Annotated in this window: 26 protein-coding genes; 20 read left to right on the forward strand and 6 right to left on the reverse strand. The window is 28.5% G+C overall.

Translation table 11 applies throughout. From position 1 onward, the window contains the following. The first annotated feature begins 8 nt into the window (after window positions 1–8). From GCL57_RS13295 to kdsB, 8 genes are all read left to right on the forward strand, one after another. A complete protein-coding gene (locus GCL57_RS13295; RefSeq protein ID WP_152213845.1) occupies window positions 9–1,067 on the forward strand; it encodes a class I SAM-dependent methyltransferase in 1,059 nt (352 codons plus the stop codon). A 259-nt stretch (window positions 1,068–1,326) separates the two neighbouring features. Next, entirely contained in the window at window positions 1,327–1,602 is a 276-nt protein-coding gene (locus tag GCL57_RS13300) for a hypothetical protein (protein WP_152213846.1), read from the forward strand. 244 nt (window positions 1,603–1,846) lie between these two features. Next, window positions 1,847–2,758 (forward strand): class I SAM-dependent methyltransferase, encoded by a 912-nt coding sequence (locus tag GCL57_RS13305; protein ID WP_211363266.1) that lies wholly within the window; start codon window positions 1,847–1,849, stop codon window positions 2,756–2,758. Window positions 2,759–2,770: 12 nt separating this feature from the next. Continuing rightward, window positions 2,771–4,066: a DUF4910 domain-containing protein gene (locus GCL57_RS13310; protein ID WP_152213848.1), complete on the forward strand. Its 1,296-nt coding sequence runs from the start codon at window positions 2,771–2,773 to the stop codon at window positions 4,064–4,066. Window positions 4,067–4,465: 399 nt separating this feature from the next. Then, on the forward strand, window positions 4,466–6,253 hold the full coding sequence (locus tag GCL57_RS13315; protein ID WP_152213849.1) for a hypothetical protein: 1,788 nt from the start codon (window positions 4,466–4,468) through the stop codon (window positions 6,251–6,253). A gap of 34 nt (window positions 6,254–6,287) precedes the next feature. Further along, the gene (locus GCL57_RS13320; protein ID WP_161597766.1) at window positions 6,288–7,250 is read left to right on the forward strand and encodes a glycosyltransferase family 2 protein; all 963 of its coding nucleotides are present in this window, start codon (window positions 6,288–6,290) and stop codon (window positions 7,248–7,250) included. Between the two features lie 41 nt (window positions 7,251–7,291). Next, window positions 7,292–8,026 (forward strand): HpcH/HpaI aldolase family protein, encoded by a 735-nt coding sequence (locus GCL57_RS13325; RefSeq protein ID WP_152213851.1) that lies wholly within the window; start codon window positions 7,292–7,294, stop codon window positions 8,024–8,026. Next, on the forward strand, window positions 8,023–8,814 hold the full coding sequence (gene kdsB / locus GCL57_RS13330; RefSeq protein ID WP_152213852.1) for a 3-deoxy-manno-octulosonate cytidylyltransferase: 792 nt from the start codon (window positions 8,023–8,025) through the stop codon (window positions 8,812–8,814). The genes GCL57_RS13325 and kdsB overlap by 4 nt, the downstream gene beginning before the upstream one ends. Before the next feature lie 24 nt (window positions 8,815–8,838). On the opposite strand, the gene GCL57_RS13335 is transcribed toward kdsB, so the two are convergent. From GCL57_RS13335 to GCL57_RS13350, 4 genes are all read right to left on the reverse strand, one after another. Further along, complete coding sequence (locus GCL57_RS13335) at window positions 8,839–9,753, reverse strand: SGNH hydrolase domain-containing protein (protein ID WP_152213853.1); 915 nt, start codon at window positions 9,751–9,753, stop codon at window positions 8,839–8,841. Next, complete coding sequence (locus GCL57_RS13340; protein ID WP_152213854.1) at window positions 9,750–10,124, reverse strand: acyltransferase family protein; 375 nt, start codon at window positions 10,122–10,124, stop codon at window positions 9,750–9,752. The genes GCL57_RS13335 and GCL57_RS13340 overlap by 4 nt, the downstream gene beginning before the upstream one ends. A 107-nt stretch (window positions 10,125–10,231) precedes the next feature. Next, a complete protein-coding gene (locus GCL57_RS13345; protein WP_161597767.1) occupies window positions 10,232–10,849 on the reverse strand; it encodes an acyltransferase family protein in 618 nt (205 codons plus the stop codon). 105 nt (window positions 10,850–10,954) lie between these two features. Continuing rightward, window positions 10,955–12,655, reverse strand: a complete 1,701-nt coding sequence (locus GCL57_RS13350) for a hypothetical protein (protein ID WP_152213856.1) — start codon at window positions 12,653–12,655, stop codon at window positions 10,955–10,957. A gap of 1,192 nt (window positions 12,656–13,847) precedes the next feature. Between GCL57_RS13350 and GCL57_RS15015 the strand changes: the two genes are divergently transcribed. The 12 genes from GCL57_RS15015 (at window position 13,848) to GCL57_RS13410 (ending at window position 24,474) form a co-directional block, all read left to right on the forward strand. Next, the gene (locus GCL57_RS15015; RefSeq protein WP_281349674.1) at window positions 13,848–14,198 is read left to right on the forward strand and encodes a winged helix-turn-helix domain-containing protein; all 351 of its coding nucleotides are present in this window, start codon (window positions 13,848–13,850) and stop codon (window positions 14,196–14,198) included. Window positions 14,199–14,868: 670 nt separating this feature from the next. Next, window positions 14,869–15,885: an NAD(P)-dependent oxidoreductase gene (locus GCL57_RS13360; RefSeq protein ID WP_161597768.1), complete on the forward strand. Its 1,017-nt coding sequence runs from the start codon at window positions 14,869–14,871 to the stop codon at window positions 15,883–15,885. Further along, window positions 15,882–16,913, forward strand: a complete 1,032-nt coding sequence (locus GCL57_RS13365) for a Gfo/Idh/MocA family protein (RefSeq protein ID WP_152213859.1) — start codon at window positions 15,882–15,884, stop codon at window positions 16,911–16,913. Before GCL57_RS13360 ends, GCL57_RS13365 begins: the two co-directional genes overlap by 4 nt. Before the next feature lie 10 nt (window positions 16,914–16,923). Then, window positions 16,924–17,541 (forward strand): D-sedoheptulose-7-phosphate isomerase, encoded by a 618-nt coding sequence (locus tag GCL57_RS13370; protein WP_211363267.1) that lies wholly within the window; start codon window positions 16,924–16,926, stop codon window positions 17,539–17,541. Window positions 17,542–17,563: 22 nt separating this feature from the next. Continuing rightward, window positions 17,564–18,226, forward strand: a complete 663-nt coding sequence (locus GCL57_RS13375) for a cyclase family protein (RefSeq protein ID WP_152213860.1) — start codon at window positions 17,564–17,566, stop codon at window positions 18,224–18,226. Between the two features lie 41 nt (window positions 18,227–18,267). Then, the gene (locus GCL57_RS13380; RefSeq protein ID WP_152213861.1) at window positions 18,268–19,272 is read left to right on the forward strand and encodes a class I SAM-dependent methyltransferase; all 1,005 of its coding nucleotides are present in this window, start codon (window positions 18,268–18,270) and stop codon (window positions 19,270–19,272) included. A 30-nt stretch (window positions 19,273–19,302) separates the two neighbouring features. Then, window positions 19,303–20,076: an HAD-IIA family hydrolase gene (locus GCL57_RS13385; RefSeq protein ID WP_152213862.1), complete on the forward strand. Its 774-nt coding sequence runs from the start codon at window positions 19,303–19,305 to the stop codon at window positions 20,074–20,076. Window positions 20,077–20,176: 100 nt separating this feature from the next. Beyond that, entirely contained in the window at window positions 20,177–20,956 is a 780-nt protein-coding gene (gene rfbF, locus GCL57_RS13390) for a glucose-1-phosphate cytidylyltransferase (RefSeq protein WP_152213863.1), read from the forward strand. Further along, the gene (gene rfbG / locus GCL57_RS13395; RefSeq protein WP_152213864.1) at window positions 20,953–22,023 is read left to right on the forward strand and encodes a CDP-glucose 4,6-dehydratase; all 1,071 of its coding nucleotides are present in this window, start codon (window positions 20,953–20,955) and stop codon (window positions 22,021–22,023) included. The genes rfbF and rfbG overlap by 4 nt, the downstream gene beginning before the upstream one ends. 23 nt (window positions 22,024–22,046) lie before the next feature. Further along, a complete protein-coding gene (locus tag GCL57_RS13400; RefSeq protein ID WP_152213865.1) occupies window positions 22,047–23,171 on the forward strand; it encodes a DegT/DnrJ/EryC1/StrS family aminotransferase in 1,125 nt (374 codons plus the stop codon). A 51-nt stretch (window positions 23,172–23,222) separates the two neighbouring features. Further along, the gene (locus GCL57_RS13405) at window positions 23,223–23,672 is read left to right on the forward strand and encodes a dTDP-4-dehydrorhamnose 3,5-epimerase family protein (protein ID WP_152213866.1); all 450 of its coding nucleotides are present in this window, start codon (window positions 23,223–23,225) and stop codon (window positions 23,670–23,672) included. Further along, on the forward strand, window positions 23,665–24,474 hold the full coding sequence (locus tag GCL57_RS13410; protein WP_152213867.1) for a glycosyltransferase family 2 protein: 810 nt from the start codon (window positions 23,665–23,667) through the stop codon (window positions 24,472–24,474). The genes GCL57_RS13405 and GCL57_RS13410 overlap by 8 nt, the downstream gene beginning before the upstream one ends. 41 nt (window positions 24,475–24,515) lie before the next feature. On the opposite strand, the gene GCL57_RS13415 is transcribed toward GCL57_RS13410, so the two are convergent. After that, window positions 24,516–25,322: a class I SAM-dependent methyltransferase gene (locus tag GCL57_RS13415; RefSeq protein ID WP_152213868.1), complete on the reverse strand. Its 807-nt coding sequence runs from the start codon at window positions 25,320–25,322 to the stop codon at window positions 24,516–24,518. 30 nt (window positions 25,323–25,352) lie between these two features. Next, window positions 25,353–26,252, reverse strand: coding sequence for a class I SAM-dependent methyltransferase (locus tag GCL57_RS13420; protein ID WP_152213869.1), 900 nt, complete (start codon window positions 26,250–26,252; stop codon window positions 25,353–25,355). Between the last annotated feature and the right edge of the window lies 1 nt (window position 26,253).

Consider the following 26,253-nt stretch of genomic DNA (forward strand, 5'->3'; position numbering starts at 1 on the left):
ATCTAATTATGTCAAATACACATCAAAAATCAAACGAAAATGTAAAACTTAAATATTCAAAGTCATCATCATTCTATCTTAACACTAAAAAAGATTTTTTCACTGATAATGATAAACTTCTTAATAATTCTATAATCCAAAATCAACTTTATGCTTCACAAGAGCCTCGAATAAATTGTAAAATTTGCCAATCAAAACTTAATACAACTTCTGATTTCCAGCAGAATGGAATCGAATATTCATTTTGTAATGAGTGTGGACACTTGAATGGTATTTTTGAAGATACAAAGCTATTTATTGAAAATCTATACTCATTAGATAGCGGTACAGAATATGCAAAAAACTATTTAGATATCAACTTTGATAAGAGAACGAGCGACATATACATTCCAAAAGTTGAGTTTTTATTAGAAAATATTCCAAATAAAAAATATAAGCTTCTTGATATTGGTTGTGGTAGCGGATATTTTGTTCATGCTTCTCTTCAAAAAGAGATAGAAGCAATAGGTATGGATATAAGCAAGGCTATGACTGACTACGGTAATAAGCAAATATCATTACTCAGAAATATATCTCCACTCAAATGTTACAATGAACTATGTTTTTTTAATTCGATTAAAGAAACCCAAGCAGACATCGTTTCTGCTTTGGGTGTAATTGAACATTTACGAGAACCACAAAAGTTATTTGAGGCATTTAGAGAATGTAAAGCAACTTATCTCTACTACTCAGTACCAATGTTTTCATTGTCTGTCATTTTAGAAAATATATTCAATCAAATATTTCCAAGACAGCTCTCTGGAGGGCATACGCATTTATTCACCGAAAGTTCAATAAAAAAAATGAATTCTCTTATTGGTGTAAAACCCATTGCCGAATGGAGATTTGGCACAGATATGTTAGATTTATACAGAAGCTGTACTATTATGCTCAGTAAAAATAATGCTTCAAAAAAACTTCTTAGTCATTTACAAATAGGTTTAGGTAATAATATCGACAAACTTCAAGCAGTTTTTGACAACAATCATTTTTGCTCAGAGATTCATCTTATAGCTTCTAAAAATTAAAATTATTTAATATTATATAAACTTTAATTATTCATCTATTCTATTGACAATAATTTATTTTTAAGCTAATCATAAAAGGTTTTACAAATGATAAAGTCACATCTAGGATTAATAAAAAAGGAATTAGTCCCAATAAAGGATATGGCTCTATTTCCTGTACCCATTTTTTTTAGACGAATCACCTTCGTCGCTATCGCTTCGAGTGGTACCCTTAAGACGCAATTCAGGAGGAGCCCTTCTTTGCAATCAGGCAAGGCATTTGAATAAAGATATTTTACCTAACTTTTATTATCGCCCCTTTCCCAATTCTGATACAGCATACTTTAGTGAAGAAAAATATATGAAAACTATTTATCCAAATTTAAAAGTTCTAACCGGCGATATGATTAAAAACATTTTAAAAACAAAATTATTGATATTAGATCATTATAGAACAGCTTTTTATGAAGCGATGGCTGCCAATACACCGCTCATTATATATTTTGGATGTCCAGAACTTAAATTTACCAAATATGCTGAAGAAATGTTCCCCTAATATTGCACGTTTTTCATGGTACCCGAATCGCCTACGTGGCTCTGCTAACTTGTCCATTGACTCCCCTTTTCTTGGTGAAAAAGTGTCAACTTGAAATGGGGGTTACGGTCAGATGTTTAAAAAACGCTTAGATTTTAAAGTAGCATTGATGAAATCAATGCTCACTGTACAATGGATTCTTAGTATTTTGATTCTTTAATATAATTATTATTCAAAGAGGTAATTTATGAGTAAGGAAAAAGACTTGCTTCAGCAGCATTATGATGCGTCAGCAGAAAATTATCATTTACAGTACGAACGAAATCTTCTTTCTGATGTAAATCGTGCATATCCTGCTAACTACTTTAGACTTCAATTACTCTTAAATTCTTTTCTTCGAAATAATGTAAAGCGTGTTATTGAAGTTGGTGTTGGTGAAGGAACCCCTTTAGTGACTTTAACTAAAGGTGGTATTGATGTTGCTGGATTCGATATCAGTGAAAGTATGGTCTCTAAATGTAAGTATAATTTCAAAAAAAATAATTTAGATGAAAGCAAAATAATGTGGGGGGATATTCAAGACCCAATAACATACGCCTCTCTTTTAAAAGATGGTCAATTCGATGCTTTGCTTGCGATGGGAGTAACTCCACATGTAAGAAATGATGAATTTGTACTTAAAAATATGCGGGATATGGTGAGACCAGGAGGAAGGGTTTTTATCGAATTTAGGAATAAACTCTTCTCGCTATTTACATTCAATAAATATACTTATGAATTTATTATGGATGATCTATTGCGTGGAGTTAGTCCTAAGATTAAGAAAATCGTCGAAATGGATCTAAAGAAAAGATTAGAGATGGATAAGCCGCCAGCACGATTAATTGGTGAAAGTGCTCATCTAATCGACGAATCTGTAAATGATAATGTTCCAGGATACGATGCTATTTTATCAAAATTTCATAATCCATTCGAAGTTTTAGATCTATTTAAGATTTGTGGATTTGTAGATACTCAACTACTTTGGTATCATTTTCATCCAGCGATGCCGTATCTAAATGAACAAAATAAAGAGTTATTTCGCGATGAAGCTCTTAAACTTGAGCACGATACTACAGGATGGAGGGGACTATTCTTGTGTTCTGCATTTGTTGTTGAAGCTGTTAAGCCCAAGTAATAGAGAAATTTAATGATAGGAACTGAAATACATAAATTTGCATGTTCGCTTTGGCATTTGAATAGAAGTATCACTGGTGATGGAGTTAGGCAAACGCTATCAATTATCAAAGAAGTTTTGCCTGACTTATCGATTGTAGAAGTTCCAACTGGAACTTCAGTTTTCGATTGGACTATTCCCAAAGAGTGGAAAGTTAATGATGCTTACATTGTCACGCCAAGTGGAACAAAAATATGTTCGTTCAAAGAGAATAATCTCCATTTAGTTGGGTATAGCATCCCAATTCATAAGAAATTAAGTCTCAACGAATTACAAGATAATCTATATTCATTATCAGATCAGCCTACGGCTATACCGTATATTACCTCGTACTACAAAGCGCGTTGGGGATTTTGTATATCGCAACAACAGCGAGATAGCTTACTGGAAGGTGAGTATGAGGTGTTTATTGATAGTGAGTTATTTGATGGTTCGTTAACTTATGGTGAACTATTTATTAAAGGAAAATCTCAAAGCGAAATTTTCATTTCAACCTACGTTTGTCATCCTTCTATGGCTAATAACGAGCTTTCTGGGCCAGCTGTTACTACTTTTATAGCAAAATGGTTATTAAGCAAAGCCAATAATAGATTTAGTTATCGATTTGTTTTTATTCCAGAAACTATTGGATCTATTGCTTATCTTAGTAGAAACAAAGATTATCTAAAATCTAAAGTTATTGCTGGTTTTAATGTGACTTGTATTGGAGATAATCGTGATTATTCATATTTACCATCGCGTAATAGTGAGACAATTAGTGATGCAGTGTCTAAACACGTATTAAAGCATATTTATCCAACATATAAATCCTATAAGTGGGCAGATAGAGGAAGTGATGAGAGACAGTATTGCTCTCCTGGAATTGATTTACCAATTGCATCTATTATGCGAACAAAGTATGGAAAATATGATGAATATCATACATCGCTTGATAATTTAATCAGTGTTGTAACGCCCGAGGGACTTGATGGTGGATACAATGTACTTAAGCGAGCTATAGAAGTATTGGAAAAGAATACTTATCCGAAAGTTAATGTCTTTTGTGAGCCACAATTAGGTAAGCGTGGCCTGTATCCAACTCTTTCTACAAAATCATGTAAATCTGAAGTTAGATTAATGATGGATTTAATTACGTGGTCAGATGGTACTAAGTCAATGCTTGATATTGCTGAGATATGTGATGTTCCTGTATGGGAACTTTATCCAATTGCTATGAAACTTGCTGAGCACAATTTATTAACTTTATATGATTATCCAGTCTCTTCTTAGATATCCACGATATGTGCTTCTAAAATTGATTTTTATAAAGTCAATAAACGTTTTCTAAAAAAAAGATTAAAATTAAAAATGCATACCGTATATCAAAATTAACTACATTTTATGAAATATTTTTTCATTAATATCTTTATGCTTTCAATCTTATTTTCAACTAATATAAACCATATATTTTGGCATAGATATCCTATTAATAATTTTGGATAATATACTTTCAAAAACATCTAAAATAAAAATATTTATGTTTTAACTTATGAAGAAAATCTTTTTAAAATTATATGATCTCTCAATTAATAATAAAGATTAATAAATATTTTTATCATAGTATCAAGTATATTTTTTGCTAAAGATAAACCACTTGCTTATACAAAGTAATAAAGGAATTGCTTCTTCATGATTAATTTGCATTTAGGACTTTTAAAAAAAGAATTAGATCCAACAAAAGATATGGCCTTATTTTCTTATTCGTATTTCAATCAGGAATTCTTAAAGAAACCTTTAAGTTTCTATAATATTAATACTTTAAGATTATTTAATAATTTCAATGAAAGAGAGATTATTTATAAGAAATGTAAAGAATTGGCAGATTTATATGTTTTAAAATATAAAAAGTCATACGAGTTTCAAAATAATGTTAATTATAATGAAAAATTTTATATACTTACATTAATGCCGTATTATTTTACAATAATTAATTTTTCATTCTCAAAATATTTATATATTAAAAAATTTATAGAAATGAATAAAGAAAAAGAATTTGTTTTAGAAACATTCGAATCTGATTTATCTAATCGATTTGAAACGAAAAATGATCTATTTTTAAACTTATGGACTAATATTGATTTTTTAGAATGGTTTTCTTCTGAAATTATAGAGAGCTTAAATTATAAAAATGTGAAAATAAAAAGAAATAAAGGTACTTTTAATATTGCTAAATATTCGCATGAAACAAGAAGTTTTTGGAAAGATTTAAAAATATTTTTTTGTAATATTGAGAATATTAAAAAAATTTACAGGTTAATTTTATTTGTAAATGCTTATTTTGTAAATTCTTTGCCATACAGAATAAGATCCTTTAAAAATATATATGGAATTGATTCAATACAAAGTTTAATATATTCTTTCATATTAAATTTAAAAGTCCTGTCAAGGAAAAAAGATCAAAGTGAATATTTAAATAATGTTTTAAATATAACGAATTGTGATTTTGATAATGATTTTATAAAAATATTAGATAATATTATTAGAAAAACTATGCCTCGATCCATAGATGATCTTTTTTCACAAAATATTACTCAAATAAAAAAAGAAAATTCATTTATAGCGGGAAAAGTGCGTTTTGATTCGACTGGATTTGTGAATGATCATAAAAGTTTTTTGCATGCTGTTGCCATATCTGAAGGAGAAAAAATTGTATTTTCACAACATGGCTCACATTATTGTACAATTGAAAATATTTGGCTTTCAGACTCATATGAATATTATGGAAACTATTTCATTAATTGGGGAAACGTTGAACCTAAAAATAGACCTTGCAAATTTATGACATTGCCAAGTCCACATTTATCCCGCCTACGTGATAAACATAAATTCAAAAATGAGTCGGTCATTTTGGTTGGAACTTCTCAAAGACAGACAATGGACGGCATTTGTAGTGCTGATCCTACTTATTTCTTAGACTATTATATTTCTAAAGAAGTTTTTATACGGCATTTGAATAAAGATATTTTACCTAACTTTTATTATCGCCCCTTTCCCAATTCTGATACAGCATACTTTAGTGAAGAAAAATATATGAAAACTATTTATCCAAATTTAAAAATTCTAACCGGCGATATGATTAAAAACATTTTAAAAACAAAATTATTGATATTAGATCATTATGGAACAGCTTTTTATGAAGCGATGGCTGCCAATACACCTGTCATTATATATTTTGGATGTCCAGAACTTAAATTTACCAAATATGCTGAAGAAATGTTTCAAGAATTTAAAAAAGTTGGCATCTTTTTCGATAATCCTGAATCAGCTGCCCATGCTGTTAATATGCAATATAAGAATGCAGAAGAATGGTGGTTTAGCAATAAAGTGCAAAAAGTGCGAAATATTTTTATAGATCAATTTGCCCTAACCGATAAAAATTGGCGTTGGCGCTGGACTAAATTTATCTTAAAGTTTTAAAATTAATTTGAATTTCAATATGGAAAAATTACATATGGATTTTAAAACACAAGAAAAACTAACTTTACCTTTGGTAACAATGGGTCTGTTGACATATAATCATCAAAGTTCAAAAATCATCGGGCCTGAGCTTTTCATAGAAGCTTTAAATAGTTTAGTAAATCAAGATTATGTTAATAAAGAGCTCATTATAATGGATGATTTCTCAACAGATGGCACCTACGAATTGTGTCAAGAATATGCAAATCGATATTCTTTTGTCAGGCTGTATAAGAATGATAAAAATTTAGGTGTTATGAACAATCTGGAAAAACTTTTTCAAAAATTATCTGGCGAATACTTTGTGTGGGTTTGCCCTGATGATCATTATGCAACAAATTATCTCACATTGTGTATTAATCAATTTATAAAAAATACAAATGCTGTTTTGATTACAACTGCTGTCAAAGTTTCTTATGATAATGGGGATATCCGTCATTTTCGATACTTTGATTTTTTAAGAAACCTACCATTTAGAAAAATGGTAAGAAACATATTACGATGCAAAGATTCGTTAGGAAAAAATGTTGAATATCAACAAATTATCCATAGTGGCATGGTAAAAGCAAATTTAATTCCTAAGATATATTGTAGAGTAGAATTTTATGGAATGGAATATGCATGGTTTATAAATGCAATGATATGGGGTGATATCGATTATATAGACAAGGTTTCATACTTTAGAAATGATTTTTCAATAAGTTATGAAATTAAAAATCCAGAAATTTATATAAATTATTCGGGACGTTTTCAAGTATTAAAAAATAATTTCAAATATTTAAATCACTTTTTATTTCAAACTAATTTTCCTCTAAGAAAAAAATTAATGTATTTTTGGGTTTCATTACATTTTTTAAGATATTATATTTTTCCTCGTCTAATTGCTGATTCAAAAGTAGTAATACTTATATTTATTCGAAAAATCGGTCTTATGCGCTATAATGCATCAAGAAAATAAAATCAAATTTTAACCTCTTTCTTCTGGAAGAAAATTTTAATATGGAAGTCCCATTTCATTCTGAACAAAAAACGATATTCGCTGCATGGCAGCAATTGCCTTCATCACAAATTACAATCGCCATGGCTAGTCTTGGTTTTAGCTGGATTGTAGTAGACCTTGAACATTCATCGATTAGTATAAATGAAGCTGAACTCATTTTCATTGCAGCCGAAAGACACAATTGCAAACCTTTTGTAAGGCTTCCCTCTGCTGATCCCTATTTAGCAAGACGATTGTTGGATATTGGAGCTGTAGGAATTATTATTCCTGTTGTTGAAGCGCGAGATGTGTTTGATGAATTTGCTCAACACTGTTTTTTTCCACCCAAAGGCAAAAGAGGAGTCGGTTTGGTAAGAGCTAATAATTGGGGCACTCATTTTGAAAAGTATTTTTATGACTTTAATCCGATAATTATTGCCCAAATTGAAACTTTAAAAGGAGAAAAAAATATTACTTCCATATTACAATCTCCTTTTATAAATGGAATTATGATTGGACCATACGATCTTTCAGCTGATCTTCAAATTCCTGGAAAATTTGATGATCCTAAGTTTTGTTCCATCTGTGATAATATATTCAAAGAAACAAGAAAACATAATAAACTAATTGGATATCATCAAGTCAATCCAAATAACGAAGAATTAAAGATGAAAATATCAATAGGTTATGATTTTATAGTTTACAGCACTGATATTATAGCTATGCGTCATGGATTACAGGGTATAAAAGTATGAATAAAAAACATCTTTGTATTATTCCTGCCCGAATGGGGAGTTCTCGTTTTCCTAATAAACCTCTAGCTAAAATTTGTGGAATTCCAATGATAGGTCATATTGCATTAAGGGCATGTTTAGAACCTATTTTTGATAATGTTGTTGTCGCCACATGTGATGAAGAAATAATTAGTTATTGTGATTCAATTAATATTAAAACTATTTTGACTTCAAATAAGCATGAAAGAGCAACGGACAGAACTCAAGAAGCAACCGAAAAACTAGAGAATGAGCTCAATATAAAATTTGATTTTATAACAATGTTACAAGGTGATGAACCTATGGTAACACCACAGATTTTAAAAAAAATCGTTGAAACACTTGAAAGATATAATACTCCCATATTAAATCTAGTTGGTAAAATTCATGATATGGAGGAATTTACCTCTAAAAATTGCGTAAAAATAACTATAAATAATAATAGCGAAGCTCTTTACTTTAGTAGAAGCCCTATACCTAGTAGTTTGAATGATAAAATTATGCCAATCGCATATAAACAATTTGGTATTATTGGCTTTGAAAGAAGTTTTTTAGATACTTATAGCTCATTAAAAGCAACTTATTTGGAGCAAATTGAATCAATAGATATGTTACGCTGCTTAGAAAATAATTATAAAATCAAAATTCTAACCATTGATAATCCAATATTTCCAGTTGATATTAAAGAAGATATTTTAAAAATAGAGAAACATTTTTCTGAATGTAAAGTATTCGATAAATACAGACAAAAATTTATTTATAATAGCTGATGAAAATAAAAAATAATAATAAATTTACCTTACTACTCTCTCAGATTTAAAAGTTGTTTTTTTCACTTTCTTATCCATATTTTCATTTAATTTCACACTATCATTAATTTTATTTTTAGATATTTCTCCAATAATTTTCTTTCCTATATAAATAGATCCTTCTAAATTTAAATGATGTTTGTCCCTATAAAATAAATTACCATTTATTGACATACTACAGTTAATTGAATTACAGAAAAATTTCGTGGTATTTAGCACATAAGTATTTTTGTTATGCTTTTTTATTTTTTCTATCTCCTCAAAAATTGATTGCTTCATATTTAAAATAGAATGAAAATTTTCATCACATTTTCCAGAATATAACCATCCTGAGTATTTACAATTTTTTGGATCAAAAGAAAATGTTGGAATATCGTTTGAAATATATATGGTCTTTCCTGCTTGTGATAAAATTTTTACAATATTATTAATTTTTTGCCATGTGTTAGGTGAATGCTGAGATCTATGCAACCAATAAGCAGATATAATAACAATTTGATGGTTAGACTGTTCTATAATCCAGTTAAAGTATGAATTTAAAATTTTTCCATGAGCCACATCTGGTAATGGCCAACTATCGATATACATAACATTTAAATTTTTTAATTGCTGAGATATTCCAGAAAAAAGATGCTGCCCATGACTATCTCCTATAATAACAATTTCTGTTTTATTATTTTCAATTTTTTTGGATCGATAACATTTTGTTTTAGCATTATCACTGTATAAAATTTCTCCTTGCTTTTCAAAAAAATCATTTGAAAAACACAAATGAAAATTTTCATTAAAATACTTCCCAAACTCAGAATAGCCAATCCCTCCTTTATTACGAACAATAACATTAGAACTTCCAAAAGAATTATTTATTAAACCTAATAGACTCCCGCCCCATAAACTCATAAAGAAAAATAGAGTACAACTAAAACTGTCACTACAGATTTAGTTGTATATTTCAAGTGACGCATAGGTTTTTCTAAGTATTTATAGGTTAAAAAAGCCAAAATAAATGATACCATAACAATCATAAATCGCATATTCCTAGAAGGATCTCCTTCAATATTAAATATCCATGCAAACGAAAGTAAAGGCCAATGCCACAAATACAAAGGATAACTCATTTTTCCTAAACATACTGCAATTTTATTTGAAAGAAAATTCTTATTTATAAATGCATTTGATCCTGAAAGTATTATTAAAGCTGCTCCCAATGTTGGATAAATTGCTACCCATCCTGGAAAATTTGAATCCTTGTTAATAAAAATAATGCCCATGAATATCAAAAGGAATCCCAGAAAAGAACACAAATTAATAATTATTTTGGATTGAAATATAGGCGAATATTCTTTATTAATTGAATAATATGCCAAAATACTTCCAATTAATAACTCCTTATTATAGTAAGCGGTGAATAAAATGCAAAAAATGGAAAAAATATACTTGTAAAAATATTTAAGCTAAATGAAAGTATAAATGTTATAAATATAAATGAAATAATTCTATTACGAAATTTGTAAAAAATTGATAATAATATTGGCCAAAATAAATAAAACTGCTCTTCTACTGCAAGAGACCATAAATGGAGTAGAGGTTTAGAGTATGCGAGATCATCAAAATAGCCACTTTCTTTTAAAAGAAGAAAATTTGAAAGAAATAAGGAGCTTCCAACAACGTGTTTAGCTAAACGCATAAAATCTTCTTGCACTAAAAGAATCCAACCAAGAAATACAGTTAAACTTACAACTAATATTAGAGCAGGGAAAATTCTTTTAATGCGTCTTTCATAAAATCCTGAGAAAGAAAATTTATTATGCTTTAAATCATTTAAAATTATAGAAGAAATTAAATAACCTGAAATTACAAAAAATATATCTACACCAATAAATCCACCTTTGCACCACATTGGGGAAGCATGGAAAACTACCACTAAAATAACAGCAACTGCTCGAAGACCATCAATATCAGACCTGTACTTCAACGAAGAAACATGATTATTCACTATTACACTCCTTTGTCTTTAGATAAATGAAATTTCTTATTATTAATTACATTTTTTATAAAATAAGATAGAAAAATATATTTTCATTATCCCTTAAAATGTTTATTAAAATCTTCCATTGAAAAATAATTCACTAATCGACATTTCCTCTGGACTTAAGTAAAATTCATTATACCAATTTTTAATTTTTATAGAGTGTGATTTAATATCTTTATAATCTTGCATTATCCGTCCAAGATCATTTTCATTAAAAATAACTTTTAATATTTCATTAAAATCATCATCAATTATTGGGACCATAGTAATTGAATTATCTGATCCAATTAATATAGGGGTTTTACCTAAACTTATTATATCCAAAATAGAACCTTGTGAATAGGAAAAAATAAATGATGCATTAAAAATAAGATCTTCTAAATTGTAATTTTTCATTTCAAGCCAATTGATATTTTGAGCAATGTCAAAATTTATTTTTGATTGATTAATATTTTCTTTAATCTTTTCTAAGGCACACATTGGATGATTTTTAAAAACAATTTCAATTGCTGGCAAAATTCTTCCTATATAATTAATAACGAAAGTTATAGATCGAAGAGTTAAATAGGGATCAATACTACCTAATACTAGACAGTATTCCTTTTTAAAGTGGTTTTTAAAAATTTCTTTTTCTGACAAATTATTATTATATCTTAATGTTGGTCCAATTTTTAAAATTATATTGTTTTCACACACAGATAACATTCTTTTTAAGACATTTATATATTTTGGGCCATTACTAAGAACAACATCTGGACAAAGCCCATTTTGAATCTCTACGTCAAGAGGCCAATTTGAAAGTTGAGTATCTATAATAGTTGAGTGCTGAGTTCCGATAATCACACATTCAGGATAATATTTTCTCAAAGCTAAATTACATCGCTTTTCATAAACTAAATTTTCAAATGAGCTAATAAATGTCCTTAAATTAAAAATTTTCATTTTTTTTAATTTTTTAATGATTCCTTCACCGCAGCAGGCAGCACCACCAACAATTGGTTGAGCACACAAAAGTTCTTTTAGGATAAAAAAATCAAAATTATTTTTTAACTTGTCAATAAATATTATTTTGTAAAAACATTTAAATATAATATTTAAGTCATATAGATAAAGAAATATTATATCTAATATTGATACCAACTGCTCGGGTATAAAAGCATTTTCAAAATCATTTCTTATTTTTTCTAAATTAATACTTTTTTTAGCTGAACCAACAAGAACAGCTATAAGTAAAATTTGTTTCTTATCAATATTACTCAATTCACAAATTTTTGGGAAATATCTATCAATAAATTTATCTTTTAGAAGCAAACTTTCATCTACAAAAGTAAAAATTACATGATTTGTAGATAAGAGATTTAATGGAATTTTATTTCTAAATTCAAATTTAATTTTAAGCAAATAAATAATATAATAAATTTTATAATACAAATTTTTCAAAAATAAATAAAATAGGATAGTAAAATATTTTAAATATATAACTTTTTTAATTTTCTCACGACTTCTTGTGAATGGGATGTAGGTGAAAATATTTTCAATATTTGATGAAATATCCATTCCCGCTTCTTGCATTTTCAAAAGACAAAAGTTTTTATATAAATCGTTTCCAATAGTATTTCGGTCAAAAATGTGATGGCAAAAAAATTTGCTAAAATTATTTGTTGCAAGACTTTTAAAATAATTTTCAAAATCTACTTTGATATTGCAATCACGAGCAAACTTATATATTTCTTTTGAAAAACAAATATTATTTTTTAAGTCGATGCTCATAGAACTCCTTCAATTTTCTCTTAAGTTTAACTCAATAAGAATAGCATGACAACTTTCCAGCGTAAATCATAGATATTAAAATGCTTAAATTTTTTTCACATAAAAACCGTATATTATATGCAGTCAAAAAAATAGATGACCAAAAACATAAAACGATTTAAAAAAGAAAATCAGGAGGAAAATTTTATAAACTAAAACTATTCGTTTAATAGGTATGCAACTTTTCCTCGCTACGACTAATAAAAAGGAACTCTTCATATTCCGAAGATACTAACTCATTTTAATAAATATTTATATAGACTTTTTATAAATATTTAACCGCACAAAATCTAAGGATCCTTGATAATATCCTGCTCTTTTTAATTAACATTAATTTGAAAAAAATATCAACAGTATTGAAGTGCAGCTCCAAAACGATGTATCAAACAATTAGAAATTCAAAATCAAATAGCATGCTATTCTTTTTGAAAAACCTCGTGCGGGTAAGAAAAATTTGTTAAACTCAGATATGGATTCAGATTTCAAAAGATAGATAATTTTACAAAAATCTCAATAATCTCAAGCAAAATTTGTTCATGTTAAAATTATAAAAAAGTTTATACATAAGAATAAAGGGAGAAAGTTTAGCAGATCTGGCATCTACTCATTTTGTAAGAAAATGAGTATAAGATAAGTCAAACCGAGACCAGTAAACGTTAAAAATGATCTTATACGCAGTCCAAAAAGTTTCTTCTAAAAAGGAGATACCCAAGAGCATAAAACTATTTATAAATAAATTAGGGGAAAATTTTTATAAATTGAAATTCTTCGTTTAAAAGGTATGCAGCACTTCAAATCAACAACTAATAAAAAAGGAATGCTGCATATGTCGAAAATAGTAACTCATTTTAATGAAACTTTAAAGGGACTACTTAAGAAAAAATTCACTGCGCAACTTATAATAAGACTTGCTATAATTCTGCTCTTTTGAATGGGTATTAAAGTGAAAAAAACATCATCAGTATTGAAATGTAGCTCAAAAATCGTATACCAAACTATCAGAAAATTTAAATCGAATAGATTAATGAATCTTTTAGAAAAGCCGTGTACTGGTAGGAAAAGTTTGTAAAACATAGATGAGGTTAATGATTTAAAAAAACAGTTAACATTACTAAACTCTCAGGAATCTCATGCAAAATTTGTTCACATTGAAATTATAAAAAATCTTATACATAAGAATAAAGGAAAGAAGTTTAGCAGATCTGGCATCTACTCATTTTATAAAAAAATAGGTATAAGAATAATAAAACCGAGACCAGTGCACGTTAAAAATGATCCGGAAGTCATTGAAGAATGGAGAAAAAGCTTTCCTAAAGTAATAGAAAAGGTAAAAAGAGAATATCCAAATAAAAATGTTATTCAATATTATCAAGTTGAAAGTAGATATGGACAAAAGACAATCACCTCAGGAATATGGAGTACAAAAGAGGTTCATTCAGAGTATAAAAATGAAAATGGTTTTTTAAATTCTTGGATTTATGGAGCAATAATTATTGAAATTTAAAAATTTAAACTGGTTCTTCAAACTTTAAGCAGTGAGAATATTCAAATATTTTTAATTGATTTATCAATAAAAATAAAGCGAAATGAACATGTAATAATGATTTTGGACGAGTCAATAGTGTATAACAATAGTAATATTGTTATACACTACTTTCCTCTTTTAGTCCGCAATTAAATCATATTGAATGAATGTAACGTTATTTAAAATTGAAATCATTTAACTTTTATATTTTTAAAAAAAAATAGTTTATATTATTCAAGCAAGGATTGGCGAATAGAATAAATTAACATATGGAATTATCAGATTCATCAGTTTTTTTGTAATCAAGAAAACGACGTGTGGAACATTATTAATGGACTACATATAAAGATTGAATTGAAATTCATTTGTTCATTCATTTTTTTGTCAGCTAGCCCACAAAAGTTTATTTTTTATAATACTTGAAAATTTTGTAACAAAAATATATACCTATATTATGAATTTTTTAAATTCAAGGACTTAGTATTTTAAACAATATTGTTGTTATTCATTCGTATCTTGGAATTTTCACCCAAGTTGTGGCAACTTGGCCATTTTAATAAAGTTGAAACTATTTAAATAATTTATATCTTTAAAATTAAAAACTATAATGAAATGAAAATAGAACTTATTTTTGAAAGAAAGTATGAAAATGACATCAGAAAATCATTTATTGATTGCTTTAAAAAATAATCAGAAAATATCTGATTTTTATAACAATGAAATAAATAAAATCGCTGTATTTCCACAATCATTTAACAAAAATAATGTTTTATTAAATGAACTTATAAAAGAAACGAAAATTTTTAATTGCTCAATATCATACTACAACAATGCCGACGGAAATTATAATAAATTTTTAGAACTGCATAAACCAAATATTATAATAGTTGGTCTCGAAAAGATAGACACTGAAGTACTTTCAAAAAATCCTCAATTAAAATTTATTTCAAAATATGGAGTTGGAATAGATAATTTAGATATTCCTCTCATTTATTCTAAACGTATTGGAATTGGTTGGACTCCTGGGGTTAATAAGAGATCGGTTGCTGAACTTGTACTTTCTTTTGCTCTAGGACATTTTCGAAATGTATTTAATTCAATTTTTAAAATGAAAAATTCTAAATGGATAAAAGATGGTGGCAAAGAACTTTCTTACTCAAAAGTAGGAATTATTGGACTTGGAAATATTGGATTAGAAGTTGCAAAATTATTTAAAGGATTTAATTGTGATGTCAGTTATTATGATATTGAAAATAAAAGCATTGAACAAAATAAATATGAGTTAAATAAAAGATCCTTTAATAATATTTTAGAAATTAGTGATATAATTACTTTTCATGTGCCCTTTAATGAACAAACTTTGAATATGCTTTCAAAAAAGGATATGAGTTTAATAAAATCAAGACCGCTTATAATTAATACTTCAAGAGGTGATATCATTGACTTTGAAGATGTTACTACAGCTGTCAAAGATGGAATAATATCAGGATATGCATCTGATGTTTTTCCAAAAGAACCATATGACTCTAAAGAATTTAAGGATGATTATCGATTTCTTTTTACTCCTCATATTGGAGGAAATTCACAAGAAGCAGTAATTGCAATGGGTAGAGAATCAATTAAACATATTGTTAAGTTTCTATCAGAAAGTCAAAACACACTATGAAAAAATTAACCGTAGGTATTGCAGGTTATGGAGTTATCGGAAAAAGAAGAAATCACTATATCGATTTAAATCCTAATTTAAAAACAGTGTCCATTTGTGATCATATGATTGATCAAATAAATATCAATAATAAAAATTTAAAAGCATTTAATAATATAGACGAAATGATACAAAATATACAGTTAGATATTCTCTTTGTTTGTTTAAGTAATGATGTTGCCGCAGAAACAGTAATTAAAGGCCTTAAAGCCGGGTTACATGTATTTTGCGAAAAACCACCAGGTAGAAATTTGAAAGAGATATTAGATATTATTTCAATAGAAAAAGAATGTCCAAATCAAAGATTGATGTATGGTTTTAATCATAGATATCATGACTCTGTTAAAGAGGCACTCAATATTATACGTAAAAAAGAATTTGGTTCTGTGATAAATCTCAGAGGGATTTATGGAAAATCAAAAATAATAGATTACAATTCAAATTGGAGAACGCAACGCAAAATTGCCGGTGGTGGAATTTTACTAGATCAAGGAATTCATATTGTCGATCTTATGAGACTTTTTGCAGGTGAATTTGAACAAATTTATAGTTTTATTTCCAATGACTTTTGGAAGCATGATGTTGAAGACAATGCTTATGCTCTCATGAAAACAAAAGATAATGTCGTTGCAGTACTTCATTCTTCTGCAACTCAATGGAGACATAAATTTCAACTTGATATAACCCTTGAAAAGGGGCAGTTGATTTTAGCTGGAATTTTATCGGGCACAAAAAGTTATGGCGCTGAAACATTAACAATAGTTCAAGCTGGTGAATTTGATAGTGGTGACCCAAAAGAAATCATGATTCGCTATAATTCTGATCCTTCCTGGAAAGATGAAATTGAATATTTCACAAATTGTATTATAAATAATAAAGCAATAGAAACAAGCTCATCAATTGACGCTTATAAAACAATGGAAACAGTTTTTAGAATTTATTGCGCAGATAAAAATTGGAGCGAAAAGTATAATATTACTTTAGAATAAGGAATAGAATGTGGAAAATAAAATAAGTATGATTTTTTTTGAATCAACATCTCCTATTGGTTTTGCTAAAAATTACCTTCACTATTTAAAAGTTTTATTGGATACCCTTGAACTGGAGGCAATAGAAAAATTTATAAAAATATTATTTGAGTCCCAAAAAAATGGGCATAGAATTTTCTTTATAGGTAATGGTGGAAGTGCTGCTACTGCGTCACATTTTTCTAATGATTTAAGTATTGGAACTCGATGTTTAGAAAACCCATTTAAAGCAATTAGCCTGACTGATAATAATGCTATTATCACTGCAATTAGTAATGATTTTGGATATAATGAAATTTTTATACAGCAATTAAAAGCACAAGGATTTTCCAAAAATGAAGTTTTAGTTTCTATTTCAGCGTCTGGAAATTCTGAAAATGTTTTAAAGGCGGTAGAATATGCCACAGAAAAAGATGGAATCACTATTGGTTTAACTGGATTTGACGGTGGACTGCTTAAAAAGAAATGCCAATTATCAATTCATGTAGATACAAATAAAGGTGAATATGGGCCTGTTGAAGATATACATATGATACTTGATCATCTTATTCATGCATATCTTTTAAATTCAATTCATCTTAAAAGATAATTTTACTTAAAGAGATAATACTGTGAGTTATATTTATTTATCCCATACAATTACTCCACAAACCCTTGGATTTGGAGGAAAAAAAGCTTTTACATCTGAATTAATCAGTTCTATTTGCTGCGGCAAATCTAATAATTCGTCTCATTGGAAATTTGATAATCATATTGGTACTCACATTGATACTCCTTATCATTTTTTTAATGAAGGGAAATCCATTGATAAATATTCACCTGAGTTTTGGATTTTTTCAAACCCATTTTTAATTATTAGGGAAAATACTTTTAAAGATGAGATCATTGAAGCTGGTAATTGGTTAAATGAAATTCCTCAAAACTGTGATTTATTATTATTAAAAACTGGATTTGAAAAATTTAGAAATTCAGATATTTATTACCTAAATAATCCGGCCATATCTCCTGAAATCGCTAATTGGATTAAAGTGAATAGAAAAAAAGTGAGAGCTATTGGATTTGATATCATCTCACTTACTGGATTTAACTATAGAGAACTTGGGCGCATTGCTCATAAAAATTTTTTAATAACTTCTGAACATGAAGAATCAATTTTAATTATCGAAGATATGAGACTAGAGCATTTAAATATTCATCCTAAAAATGTTTTTGTAGTACCAATGATTGTGAAAGGGGCGGACGGCTCACCTGTTACAGTTCTGGCTCAATTATAGTTTAAAAATTCTCCAATTTTTTTTAATAGGAAATAATTAAATTGAATGAAAATAAAGAAAATAATTATATAAAATCTGACTTTATTAAACCTTATTTTTCCACCGTTAAAGAAAGATGGCATCATTTACTTAGCAAATACTTTAACGATGATGGGAATTTAAGTGAAATTTTCACGACTAAAACAAACTGCCCTCATTGTACTTGCCATGATTTTAAGGAAAAATTTGAATTAAATAAATTTATTCATCAAACCTGTATAAATTGTGATTGCGTGTATGTGAGTCCTAGGTTAAATGATTCAGCATTAGAAGAATTATATAGTGACGATTACTATTCAGAATTATATGCAACTTCCATGATCCCTTTCTTTGAGCGCAGAAAAAAACTTATTGGTATAAATAAATTTAATCAAACAATTTCACACTTTAGTAAAATAAATATTTTTCCCTCTCAAATTAATGTTCTAGACATCGGTGCAGGTGTTGGTGAGGTAATTTGTACTTTTCAAGATCAAGGTTTTAATTGTGAAGCAACAGAAATGAATAAAAAGGCTGTTTCGTTTCTAAGGAGCAAACAGATAATCGTATTTGATGGAATATTTGATGATTTTCCTGAAAAAAATAAGTATGATATTATTATGGCTTGGGGCGTTGTTGAGCATGTAATAAACCCTAAGAATTTTTTAAATAAGGCTTTTCGTCTTTTAAATGATGAAGGTATTTTTGTTTCTGAAGTTCCAAATAGCCAAAGCCTATTAGTTGATTATTGTAGAGAAAATAAAAAGGATCCCACAAGAATTCTTATGGGAGAGCAACATATACTACTTTATTCAATTAGCGCCTATGAAGAATTACATACAAAATCTGGATTTGAAAAAATTCATATACAAACGAATGGATTAGATCTGGAAACGATATTATCAATTGAAAAACAAAATGCAATAAATGATAATTTGGTTTTAAATCTACAAAAACAAATTGATCTTTATATGAAGGGTGATTTAATTAGGGGATTCTGGAAGAAAAAATCTAATATTAAATTTTAATCTCTCTACGATCTCTTTTTCAAAATAAATATGAATAAAAATTTAAAAGTTTTCATTATAGATTTAGATGGAGTTGTATTTCAAGGAAATAATCTTATTCCCTTTGCTGATAAAGCTATCCAAAAATTAAAAAGCAAAGGTAAAATCCCTCTCTTCTTAACAAATAATTCAACAACTTCATCAATCCATCTGGCTCAAAAATTATTAAGCATGGGAATAGAGTGCAGTCACTCAGAAATTATGACCTCTGGTATTGCAGCAGCAGAATTTATTAAAACAACAAAAGTTGATAATGAAATGGGAATATTTGTTTGTGGTACAAATGATTTAAGATCAGAATTGACAAAACTTGATATTAAGATCTCATCTCCCGATACCTGTGGTGCATTATTAGTAGGACAAAATCCAAATTTTACATACGATGATTTAAAGCACTCCGTTTGGGCTTTACAACGTAAAATTCCTTTTATTGCTTGTAACATGGATCCAAATTTTCCTTCAGAAAATGGTCGCCTCATGCCTGGTTGTGGTTCTTTAGTAAGTGCTATTTCTACAGCAAGTAAATGTATCGTAAATTATGAAATTGGTAAACCAAATCCGCGAATACTTGATTTATTGCTATCAAAACATCGACTAAATAAAAAAGATTGCATAATTATTGGTGATAATAAAAATTCTGATATTGAATTAGCTCTTCAAGTAAATATTCCATCGGTATTCATTAATTCAAATCCCTCTCAAATCATTTCTAAAGATTATTTTGAAGCAAAAAGCTTGTTTGAAGCTGTTGAATTATTATTATAAAATAGTTATTTAAATAACTATTGATTTTGAAAGAGCATGCTGCTTCATTTTTTATTTGAAGATTCTTTTTTACTAACTATTTATTGGAGAAAATATTATAATGAAGACAGTTATTTTAGCAGGCGGATACGGAACACGTATAAGAGATGTTTCTAGCGATATTCCAAAGCCAATGATACCCGTTGGAGAATTTCCTATTCTTTGGCATATTATGAAACATTATTCATACTATGATATTAAAGATTTTATTTTATGCTTAGGTTACAAAAGTGAAGTTATAAAAGATTATTTTTTAAATCACTTAAAACGGCAAAATGATTTTACATTAAATTTAAAGTCACAAGAGCTTTGCTACCATTCAAGCCACATCGCAGAAGATTGGCAAATAATTTTTGCTGAAACAGGTTTAAATTCTTTTACTGGAGCAAGGCTTTTTAAAATAAAAAAGTACCTTGAAAATGATGATTATTTTATGCTCACATATGGAGATGGTGTTGGGAATGTGAATATTGAAGAGCTTATGTGCTTTCATAAAAATCACGGAAAATTAATGACAATAACAGGAGCGCATCCACCTGGAAGATTTGGTGAATTAGAAGTCCATAAAGATCAAGTTGTCGGCTTTAACGAAAAACCACAGGTAACAGAAGGATGGATTTCCGCCGGTTTTTTTGTTTGTAATAAGGAAGTTTTAGATTATTTAACTCCTGAAGAAAATCTTGTTTTTGAACAAGGGCCAATTGAAAATATTGTAAAGGACGGTCAATTAATGTGCTATAAACATCCTCACTTCTGGCATCCTATGGATACTTCGAGAGATTATCAATTACTAAACCAACTTTGGGATCAAAACAAAGCTCCTTGGAAAATTTGGTCATGAATTTAGATTTATTTGATTTTTATAGTAACAAAAAAATTCTAATTACAGGACATACTGGCTTCAAAGGAGCATGGCTCGCTATTTGGCTTCAACGATTAGGCGCACATGTCATAGGTTATGCATTAGAACCAGAATATGAAGATTCATTATTTGAAAAACTAAACTTAGTTTCTTTAATCAATCATAATATTGGTGATATCAGAGACTTTGAAAAGCTAAATAAATTAATTGCAGTTGAAAAACCAGAAATCATTTTTCACTTAGCCGCCCAAGCAATAGTCCATCGTTCCTATGATGATCCTTTAAACACTTATAGCACTAATGTAATGGGTTCTGCAAATATTTTAGAATCAATAAGAAATTCAAAATCGGTTCGTGTTTTGGTTTATATTACCTCAGATAAATGTTACTGGAATAACGAATGGACTTGGGGTTACCGAGAAAATGATCTTCTTGGAGGAACAGATCCTTACAGCGCATCTAAAGCTTGTGCGGAGCATGTTTTTAAAAGCTATTATTTATCCTTTTTTAAAGAACAGGAAAATTTTGCTTGCTCAAGTGCTCGTGCAGGAAATGTCATTGGAGGCGGCGACAGAGCACGTGATCGCATCGTGCCTGATATTGTCAAATCAATAGAAACAGGAACTCCCATTGTTTTAAGAAATCCAAATTCTACTAGACCATGGCAACACGTCCTCGATCCACTGCATGGCTATATAATGCTTGCTAAAGTACTTTATCAAAACCCCAAACAATTTAATGGTGAATCTTGGAATTTTGGTCCTACAAACCAATCCATTAAAACAGTTCATGATCTTACAAATATATTCATTAAATTATGGGACAATGCAGAAATAAAAGTTGAAATTCCACAAAATAAATTTTATGAATCAAACCTCCTCCATCTTTCAATAGATAAAGCGAATAGTCTTTTAAAATGGTTTCCTAAATATAAATTTTCCGAAGCCGTTTTAAAAACAGGAGAATGGTATAAACAAGTTCAAAATGGAGAAGATCCAAAAACAGAAACTTTAAATCAAATAGAAGCATTTATGAGTTATCAATGATATTTTCATGGCTGGAGTAAATTATGAAAATTCCTGTTTTTAAACCATACTTAGATAATAATGAAGTTCAAGCCTCAAAAAATGCAATTGAGCTTGGTTGGCTAGGACCAGGTAGCTATGTATGCGAATTTGAGCAAAATGTAGCTAAATTTATAAATGTTGATCCTGATTGCGTCATTGCTGTAAATACAGGAACTTCAGCGGTACATCTCGCATTAAAATCTTGTGATGTTGGAATAAATGATGAAGTAATCACTCCCTCATTTAATAATATTGCTGATTTCCAAGCAATAAAAACCCTACATGCTAATCCTGTTTTTTGCGATATAAAAGAAGATTCTTTAACAATGGATCCAGATGGGATAGTTGATTTAATATCAAATAAAACCAAAGCAATTATTTGTTTAGATTTCGGTGCTGCTTTATGCGACTTTGAAAAAATCAAGTCCATTGCAGATAGACATAATATTCCTTTGATTTATGATGCAGCACATTGTTTTGGCTCTTCTAATTATGGGCAAAAAGTTGGAGAATTTTCTGATATTTGTACTTTTAGTTTTGATCCCGTTAAAAATTTAACTTGTATAGATGGTGGTATTGTTATTTTAAAAAATAGAGAACAAGCACTTAAATTAAGACATATGCGAATGCTCGGACAAAAGCAAGATCAAAATAAGCTCTATTCAAATGATAGATCTTGGACATATGACGTTGACGATATCGGATACAGATATCATCTTGCAAATTTACATGCAGCAATTGGATTAGAACAATTAAAAAAATTCCCTGAAATTGCAAGAAAAAGAAAAGAACTTTTTCAGTTCTATCAAAATGAGTTAAGCGATATTCCTGGCCTCACTCTTCCTCAAAAGATTGATGAAAACGTAGTGCCTTTTATATTTGTAATTAGAGTCCTTAATAATAAAAGAACTGAATTTAGAAAATTTCTAGACGACAACTTTGTGGATACCGGAATACATTGGCAACCAGGACATTTATTTTCTCTTTTCAAAGATTGTAAGATGAATAATTTAAATATTACTAATATAATTTCTAATGAAATTGTAACAATCCCTTTTTATCCAGGTTTGACTGAAGAAGAAGGAATTAAGGTTACGCAGGTAATAAAATTATTTTTCAAGAAATGATGACAAATATTTTTGCATTAAAATATATTTTAATAAATTTAGGGTTAATAAATGATTGAAGGTGTCCTTAAAATTCCATTAAGACAAATTAAAGATGATCGTGGAAAAGTAATGCACATGCTACGTGCTACAGATGATCATTTTCAAAAATTTGGCGAAGTATATTTTTCCTGGATTAATCCTAATGTTATTAAGGGATGGCAAAAACATCTTGAGATGACTTTAAACTATGCTGTCCCAGTTGGCAAAATTAAACTTGTCTTATATGATGACAGAGAAATATCAAAAACATATAAACAGATTAATGAATACATATTAAATCAAGATGATTATTATTTATTGTCGATCCCACCTCATATTTGGTACGGCTTTCAATCCATTGGAAATCAAGCAGCGATGATCGTCAACTGTGCCACAATTCCTCATGACCCAAATGAAGTAAGAAGAATGGATTTATCTGAAAAAAAAATACCCTATAATTGGGAAATTGAACATGACTGAACTCCCATTAGTTTCCGTTGTTATTCCTACACACAATAGACCTTTATTTTTGAAGAAAACATTGGATTCTATTATAAAACAAACTTATCAAAATATAGAAATAATTGTTGTCTCAAATGGGTATAACACTGAAAATAGAACTGTTGTTGAAATTTTTAATAATAATAAAATAAAATATTTTGAGCAGAAAAATACAGGAGGCCCCGCTTCACCAAGAAATCATGGTATTCAAAATTCCTTAGGTAAATATATTGCTTTTTGTGATGATGATGATTTATGGGAGCCTTTAAAGTTAGAACAGCAAGTAAATGCTCTGGAGAAAAATCCTTCTTATGGACTTTGTTTTTCAAAAATGATGCGTTTTAATGAAGATAAAGAATGGTTTGTGCCGCACGAGGAAGGACCAACTAATTTAAAAAAACTTTTATATGTTAATACAGTTCCTATATCTTCAGTAATAATAAAAAGAGAAATTTTAATTAAAGTTAAAGGATTTTGTGAATCTAAAATTGTTGGACCATCCGAAGATTATGAATTTCTTTTGAGATGCTCTAGTTTTACAAAATTTTATTTTATAGACCAATATTTAATAAGATATTGGTCTGGAAATAACAGAACAACCGCAATAAATAAAATCAGTGATTATTATATTCACATAAATGGGGTTTATGGGTGCTATTATTTGTTATTAAAAAATAAATCTATAAATCCATTTAAACTTATTATTCCATCGTTATATCATTTTAAAATTTTTGTTAAATCATCATGCTATATTTTTCTAAATAGATTAGGAATTAAATAAATATTTAAATAGCATAAAAAAAATTGATAATAAATTTATTTTTACTTATTTTTTCTAAATAAATACTCATTACAACTGATTCCACCACAATATGTTTTCATTTTTTCTAGAGTAAAATCTTTACTTTTAAAATATTGAAAAACATCTTCAGGTTTTGCTACTTCAAAAGGATAACCTCCTACCCAATCAATTAAATCGTGATAAGCAGTCATACCTCGATCATTTTTTCCATAATTCATCCAACTTTTAAACGGATTTCCTTTCAGTGTATCTTTTAGAATACTAATTCCCCAAAATCTAATAAATGTATAAAGAATGAGTATTGATCTAATAAAAAAATTTGAGTTATTATATGTTTTTTTTATCCATTTCCATCTTTCAGAGGCTCTACCTTGATCATTATATATTGAAATAAAAAGATAACCATCACTTCTTACCAATGTAGATACATTTTCAAATGCATGAAACATTTGCCCTGTATGGTGCAATACACCCCAAGAATAAACAATATCAAATTGTCCTCGTTTTTTTATAAAGTCATCGTCAAGAATTGAACCCTGGCAAATATCCCAATCATTTTTAATATTATATTTTTCTTTTAAAAATTTAGTACAATTTACAGAATCTAAATCATAATCAAATGATGTTACTCTTGCTCCGAGTATTTTTGCCGCTAAGCTAAACAGTCCACTGCCAGAACCTACATCAATAAATGTTTTGTTTTCAATATCAATAATTTGCAGAAATTTTTGCAAACTTACTAATGCTTCTTGAACTTTTTCCTCAGTTAAAGAATTTAAATATTTTGACCAGTTTTTGCCAAATTCAAATCTGAGTTCTAACTCCATTTTATGCCTCTTACAATTTCAAAAAAACTTTTACTTCACAGCATATCCATGCCAAAAAGGAATTCCTTCCGAAAAGACCACACTCTTAAAACCATTTTTCATTAAAAGTTGTTCTATATCAGATTTGGAATATCTTTTTTCTAATGGTGTTCCAAATCGATCTCTACAATCATTCCTGATAATATAATAATTTTTATTCCTATAGCTCGAAAGGGGGATTCTAGTTCCCCATTTTTCGCCAAATATTTTAGCTACTATTTTAGCAGAAAATATGAGCGGAATATATATCAAAATAGACATTGTATCACAGCTTATATTTTTAATCCGCAAAGGCATCCTACTTATAATTTTTCTAACTAAATTTGCAATATTAAATATAGTTTTGAACAAAAAAGATCTTTGTTCAAAATTATAGTAAAAATAAAATAAAAAATATCCATTATTTTTTAATATTCGACTTATTTCTGAGACAGCTTTATCCGTATCTTTAATATGATGTAAAACGCCATAAGAAATAACTAAATCAATAGATGAGCTCACGAAGGGAAGCTTTTCGGCATATGCTCTTACTGGATATAAATTTGCATAGCTTTTAATATTATTTTTAAAAACATTTATTGATTCGGATGGATCCACTCCATAAAGAGAGTGAACATAAGGAGATATTCTTCTTGCCCATCGCCCCGTTCCACATCCAACATCAACAACTTTCCATTCTTTTTTGAAGTCAGTCAAAGGAAATATATCAAAATATTCATTTGCTGCGCTCTCTGAATAAGTAAGTTTATTATGATCGAAAAAAGTCCACTCTTCACCAAAGGATTCTATAGTTTCTTTACTTCCTGAATATTCACTCATAAAATCATGACTAATATATATATCATTTAATATTTTTATATTTGATACCATAATATCTGAGTTATTATTCATT

Origin of the sequence: Fluviispira multicolorata, from assembly GCF_009208585.1 — a bacterium.
Taxonomy (GTDB): domain Bacteria; phylum Bdellovibrionota_B; class Oligoflexia; order Silvanigrellales; family Silvanigrellaceae; genus Silvanigrella; species Silvanigrella multicolorata.

Excerpts from the sequence above, each read along its gene's own strand:
- GCL57_RS13420 (WP_152213869.1), bottom strand. The coding sequence starts at position 26,252 with ATGAATAATAACTCAGATATTATGGTATCAAATATAAAAATATTAAAT.
- GCL57_RS13310 (WP_152213848.1), top strand. The coding sequence starts at position 2,771 with ATGATAGGAACTGAAATACATAAATTTGCATGTTCGCTTTGGCATTTG.
- GCL57_RS13325 (WP_152213851.1), top strand. The coding sequence starts at position 7,292 with ATGGAAGTCCCATTTCATTCTGAACAAAAAACGATATTCGCTGCATGG.
- GCL57_RS13410 (WP_152213867.1), top strand. The coding sequence starts at position 23,665 with ATGACTGAACTCCCATTAGTTTCCGTTGTTATTCCTACACACAATAGA.
- GCL57_RS13320 (WP_161597766.1), top strand. The coding sequence starts at position 6,288 with ATGGATTTTAAAACACAAGAAAAACTAACTTTACCTTTGGTAACAATG.
- GCL57_RS13360 (WP_161597768.1), top strand. The coding sequence starts at position 14,869 with ATGACATCAGAAAATCATTTATTGATTGCTTTAAAAAATAATCAGAAA.
- rfbG (WP_152213864.1), top strand. The coding sequence starts at position 20,953 with ATGAATTTAGATTTATTTGATTTTTATAGTAACAAAAAAATTCTAATT.
- GCL57_RS13400 (WP_152213865.1), top strand. The coding sequence starts at position 22,047 with ATGAAAATTCCTGTTTTTAAACCATACTTAGATAATAATGAAGTTCAA.
- kdsB (WP_152213852.1), top strand. The coding sequence starts at position 8,023 with ATGAATAAAAAACATCTTTGTATTATTCCTGCCCGAATGGGGAGTTCT.
- GCL57_RS13315 (WP_152213849.1), top strand. The coding sequence starts at position 4,466 with ATGATTAATTTGCATTTAGGACTTTTAAAAAAAGAATTAGATCCAACA.
- GCL57_RS13405 (WP_152213866.1), top strand. The coding sequence starts at position 23,223 with ATGATTGAAGGTGTCCTTAAAATTCCATTAAGACAAATTAAAGATGAT.
- GCL57_RS13295 (WP_152213845.1), top strand. The coding sequence starts at position 9 with ATGTCAAATACACATCAAAAATCAAACGAAAATGTAAAACTTAAATAT.
- GCL57_RS13365 (WP_152213859.1), top strand. The coding sequence starts at position 15,882 with ATGAAAAAATTAACCGTAGGTATTGCAGGTTATGGAGTTATCGGAAAA.
- GCL57_RS13340 (WP_152213854.1), bottom strand. The coding sequence starts at position 10,124 with ATGGGCATTATTTTTATTAACAAGGATTCAAATTTTCCAGGATGGGTA.
- rfbF (WP_152213863.1), top strand. The coding sequence starts at position 20,177 with ATGAAGACAGTTATTTTAGCAGGCGGATACGGAACACGTATAAGAGAT.
- GCL57_RS13415 (WP_152213868.1), bottom strand. The coding sequence starts at position 25,322 with ATGGAGTTAGAACTCAGATTTGAATTTGGCAAAAACTGGTCAAAATAT.
- GCL57_RS13350 (WP_152213856.1), bottom strand. The coding sequence starts at position 12,655 with ATGAGCATCGACTTAAAAAATAATATTTGTTTTTCAAAAGAAATATAT.
- GCL57_RS13385 (WP_152213862.1), top strand. The coding sequence starts at position 19,303 with ATGAATAAAAATTTAAAAGTTTTCATTATAGATTTAGATGGAGTTGTA.
- GCL57_RS13335 (WP_152213853.1), bottom strand. The coding sequence starts at position 9,753 with ATGAGTTTATGGGGCGGGAGTCTATTAGGTTTAATAAATAATTCTTTT.